This is a genomic window from Ruminococcus sp., assembly GCF_019417665.1.
GTDB lineage: Bacteria > Bacillota > Clostridia > Oscillospirales > Ruminococcaceae > Ruminococcus_C.
The window spans coordinates 1-3,785 of record NZ_DXUU01000107.1 but is presented as its reverse complement, the minus strand read 5'-3'; the positions used below and the strand labels follow the sequence as shown (position 1 = coordinate 3,785).

General features: G+C 45.7%; 3 protein-coding genes and 1 pseudogene. 1 reads left to right on the top strand and 3 read right to left on the bottom strand.

The annotated features are described in order from the left end of the window. Nucleotides 1-28 precede the first annotated feature (28 nt). The 3 genes and pseudogenes from QZ375_RS13880 to QZ375_RS13870 all read right to left on the bottom strand — a co-directional run bounded on the left by QZ375_RS13880 (nt 29) and on the right by QZ375_RS13870 (nt 2,796). Nucleotides 29-1,265 (bottom strand): annotated as a pseudogene (locus QZ375_RS13880) (phage minor capsid protein). Between the two features lie 74 nt (nt 1,266-1,339). Then, the gene (locus QZ375_RS13875) at nt 1,340-2,623 is read right to left on the bottom strand and encodes a hypothetical protein (RefSeq protein ID WP_295219916.1); all 1,284 of its coding nucleotides are present in this window, start codon (nt 2,621-2,623) and stop codon (nt 1,340-1,342) included. 11 nt (nt 2,624-2,634) lie between these two features. Next, on the bottom strand, nt 2,635-2,796 hold the full coding sequence (locus QZ375_RS13870) for a hypothetical protein (protein ID WP_295219913.1): 162 nt from the start codon (nt 2,794-2,796) through the stop codon (nt 2,635-2,637). Between the two features lie 163 nt (nt 2,797-2,959). Here QZ375_RS13870 and QZ375_RS13865 point away from each other — a divergent pair, with 163 nt between their 5' ends. Beyond that, a complete protein-coding gene (locus QZ375_RS13865; protein ID WP_295219911.1) occupies nt 2,960-3,322 on the top strand; it encodes a helix-turn-helix transcriptional regulator in 363 nt (120 codons plus the stop codon). The last annotated feature ends 463 nt before the right edge of the window (nt 3,323-3,785 follow it).

Below are 3,785 nucleotides of genomic sequence, written 5' to 3'. Positions count from 1 at the left end.
GTTTCCCTCGCTTTTATCCGCATTATTCTTAAAAGATACTAAACAGGCTCTTAGGATCATTATACTGCATTTCTTCCATTTTTGCAAGACTTTTCGGAGGATTTTGGAAACCTTTTTTTCGCATAGATTCCTGAAAAGCAAGATTGTTTTGATATACCGCTTTCTGCGAAACACTCCGTCCGAACCCATTGACCTGCGACCGGAACGTATCGTTCCGCCGTCCGGTCTGTCGGCAGAAGTCTTTCAGCGTTTTTTCAGCATTTTTCAAACGCACAGAAACCGCCGCAAAATCATCGTTCAAACCCTGTTTTAACGCCGGATCATCGGTGCTCTTTGCCGCTTCGTCCAATGCCGCCGCACGCCGTTTCAGTTCCCGAACCTTTCGCTCGCCTTTCCGCTGCATCTGGCTGATCTCGTACTCCGTGTACTTCTCGCCGTTGTAAGAAATGCTCTTTTCGTCCAGCTTGGCGATCTCCTCCGGCGTGTAGTTCGGCGTAGACAGCCCAAGGTAGTACGGGTGCCAGTTGTGCCTACAGTTCCAGCCTTTAAACCCTCTGCCGCCCCCATAGCCGATTTCTTCTGGTGTGAATACTTCAGTCCGTCAATGACCTTTTGAGTCCGCTTGCCACTCACCACCACAAGCTGCCCCTGCCATCGTGCGTGCTCCGGTCTTGCTCCGCCGTGTGCCGTCAGCTCCATGTATTGACAGCCGGAATCCTCCGCCCACTTTTTCGCCACCGCCGCCGATGTCTGACCGACACCAGTCAAAACAGCACGCCGTACAGCTACATCCATCCGGTCGGTATGCCCGGATGGATAGCGTACAGTTGCGCCGTCCGCTGCCGCCTGTATAATCGCTTGCCGTATCGCTTCTTGGTAAGAAAATGCGCCAGAAGAAACCTGCATATACGCCCTGTCACAGGCATGGATAAACGTGTTTTGTGTTTCTGTTGCTGTTGTGCTAACCAGATTTCGCATGGTACCCATGGTTTTTTGTAGCCAGCCTCCAGTACTTGTTTCATACCTCCGTCTTGGCGAATATCCACAGGGACTTCACCGGCAGATTCGTGTATTTCATTGTCAATCTCTACCGTCTGTACACCGGCATCTTCAAACAATGCTCTGACTTGTGCGGTACTAGCGTCTGTTTGGTCAGCGATCAATTGAACAATGTCATCATATAGCAACCCGGCAGTTTGCAGGACTTCCGCCTGATATGCCGTTGTTCCTGATACAAATCCCATTTTTAGCATCCGCCGAATCATGGAGCGCAGAATATCATCTTCCAATTGCTGATACAGCGCAACGATCTGATCCGCGTTTGGCTCATAGTTCCGCATCAAATCTCACCGCCGGAAAATAGCCCGCCATCGTCCTGCTGTTCTGGCATCATTCCTTTTGCCTTATCCTCCGAACAGTCAAAATACCAGGAAAGGAACAGCTCTGGCTTCAAAATCTTATCCCGTACCATTTGGCTGCGACGCTGATACTCTACATCTGGATCTTCTAGCACACCGTCCCCAAAGGAAAATGTCGCTTTGACAGGGGAATTGGTTTGATTTGCGTAGTAGTCCCGATAATATTGCATCCCATAAAGCAAATCATCCAAAGCAGTACGCAAATTTTCCTGAATATCCTTTACTCTGGAAAAGCTCCTCTGCTTAGAACTCCGCACCTCTTCCGCTGTCTTTTCCACATCAGACACTTCGGACAGCGTACCATAGGACAATCCTACTGCATTTTCAATGCGCCGCAGCATTTGATTGAATGCATTGAAGTAGGAAGTATCTCGAACCTCCGGCGAAAAAGTATTGATGAAGGATTTTCCGTCGGTCGCTTCATAGCTGCGGAACATCCGTTCTCTGCCTTTGGGGAAATCCGGTTTCCCATCCTTGTATCGGAACAAATCTTCTGTGGCATCAATGGCTCGCTCAGAGGATTCCAATTCCCATAGGATGCGCTCCCATTGTTCATCAGCATCTCGAATGAATTCAATCGCATCTGCAAACACCGATACGCCCAGCGGCGAAGCTGGGTCGATATTGTTGGAATCCGGCGCTTGAAAAATCGCAAAGAGGGGACGCTGTACCTGCTCAAAAGTTTTTACAGGCAAAATATCCGCCCATATCTGTACGTCAGACAAGCGGCATTCCGTGCCCAGAATACCGGGCATAGAGGATCTGAAACAGCGATTCTGAATCGTGTGGATCTGCCGTGTTCGATCATAAACATGATATTCCAATCGTGTGTAATATGTCTTCCCGATTGCAATTTCCTGTGGACAGACAATTGCATCGCAGGTATCATCCGTATAATTTACTGGCAAATACGCATCCTGCGGTACAATATCTACTGCGACGCCTTGCGCTGTAAAGTATGGCTTGAGCAGAAGCCCTCCAATGGCTAACCCAAAATCCATCTTTCGCCGCAGACTTTGTATTGTACGGAGAAAAGCGGCTTGCAGTTCTGGCGCGTTATGAATTGTTGCAGTAAATTCCGTTAGTGTCAGACGCTTTAGTTCTCGCACAATGTTTGCTGGAATTTTTCGGGATTTCACGCACTTCTTGATCCATCCGGCTCGATTTAAATACAAATCTTCCCACAGCTGCATTTGCTGTGCCATATCGCTGTTGATCATGCAAGAATTTCGCACGCACTTTCTTTTGTCGCATTTACTGTAGCGGTGCAATATCCGACACTGCCCTCACCGCCAAAAATCAGAGCATCCCGTACTTTGTAGTAGAAATGCAGTCCCTTAGAATCCATGGTGTAATAGGTCGTGATTTTAGAATCCATATTTTTTCCTCCTTTTCATTTACTTTTGCCTTACTTTGTGGTACAATTATCATAAGGCTTTTTATACCCTGTTGTATTGGTATGCTAATATTATACCGCTAAATCTAGCGATAGTCAATACTATTATCGCTAAAAAGTTCTACAATGTTTTCGGAGGATAATTATGCAACTTTCACAAACCTTAGATAATTTAATGCGTGAAAAATCAATTTCCGCATATAAGATCAGCAAAGACACGGGGATTTCTGATAGACTAATCGGTTACTGGAGAAATGGAGATAAGTTGCCAAGTGCTGAAAATCTACTGATTATCGCTAATTATTTCGGTATATCTGTTGACTATCTTCTGACCGGAAAAGAATTCTCAGCCAATGAAAATCAACTGGACGAAATCGAAACAAAGCTGATTTCTGATTTTCGTTCGTTGAGTCAACAGGGGCAGGATTACATCCGACAGCAGATGTTCATGGCACGAGAAGTTTATAAAAAAGAGGATATACCTCAGTCTAATTTGAACGTTGGATAAGAGGGATAGCAACCAGTTGCCAGCCCTCTCGAATTTAGTTGCTAGGTTGCCATCCCCTTTATGGCTTGTTTTTTCAAAACATCCACCTGTGTCTAAAACAATGTGTTCAAAACCGCAAAAGCAAAAAAACGGCGATTTTCCGCCGTTTTGAACGTTTTCAAACGCTTTTCAAACACCAGTAAAACGCTGCCCTCAAAAATTGAACACAAAAACGAAACCGCCCGGAAAACAGAGGATCTCCTCATTTTCCGAGCGTTTTTTTTGACACTTCAATTTTTGTTCACTTTTCCAATTCTATCGCATTCCACCAAAAACATCACGCATTTTCGCCGTTTTTTACACTTTCCAATTCAATTCCACCCTTTTCCACCCATTTCAACCTTTTTACGTTTCCCTTGTCAACTTACAGAGATCCGGAAGAATGTGATTGCGAATGACATTCTCATAGTGAGCATAACTGGAC

Bases quoted from the DNA above. Each gene is read 5' to 3' on its own strand.
- QZ375_RS13870 (WP_295219913.1), bottom strand. From the start codon at position 2,796: ATGGATTCTAAAATCACGACCTATTACACCATGGATTCTAAGGGACTG.
- QZ375_RS13865 (WP_295219911.1), top strand. From the start codon at position 2,960: ATGCAACTTTCACAAACCTTAGATAATTTAATGCGTGAAAAATCAATT.
- QZ375_RS13875 (WP_295219916.1), bottom strand. From the start codon at position 2,623: ATGGCACAGCAAATGCAGCTGTGGGAAGATTTGTATTTAAATCGAGCC.